Consider the following 367-nt stretch of genomic DNA (forward strand, 5'->3'; position numbering starts at 1 on the left):
GGTGTAGTAACCGTCGGAGAACAGCCAGCCGGAAGCCTTGCGCTCATCGGTGATGGAAGCGCCGGCGATCATGCCGTCAGCCTGACCGGCCTGGCAAGCGGCGATGGCGCTGTCCCAGCCCAGGCTCTTCATTTCGTACTTGAAGCCCTGGTCCTCGGCAATGGCGGCGACGATGTCCACGTCGATGCCCACGAAGTTGCCGGAAGCGTCGGTGTATTCAAAGGGCTTGAACACCGTGTCGGTAGCGATGACCCAGGTTTTGTCGGAACCGGCGGTCTCGGCGGAAGCGGCCTCGGAAGAAGCGCTTTCCGCAGCGGAAGAACTGGTGGACGGGGTGGAGCCGCAAGCGGCCAGCGACAGCGCCATC

General features: G+C 63.8%; 1 protein-coding gene. It reads right to left on the reverse strand.

Translation table 11 applies throughout. From position 1 onward, the window contains the following. Window positions 1–366 (reverse strand): transporter substrate-binding domain-containing protein (locus tag H6B10_RS15670; protein WP_204652384.1); only part of this gene is annotated, 366 nt, incomplete at its 3' end. Window position 367 lies beyond the last annotated feature (1 nt).

Source organism: Gemmiger formicilis (assembly GCF_016901605.1).
GTDB classification, from domain to species: domain Bacteria; phylum Bacillota; class Clostridia; order Oscillospirales; family Ruminococcaceae; genus Gemmiger; species Gemmiger formicilis_B.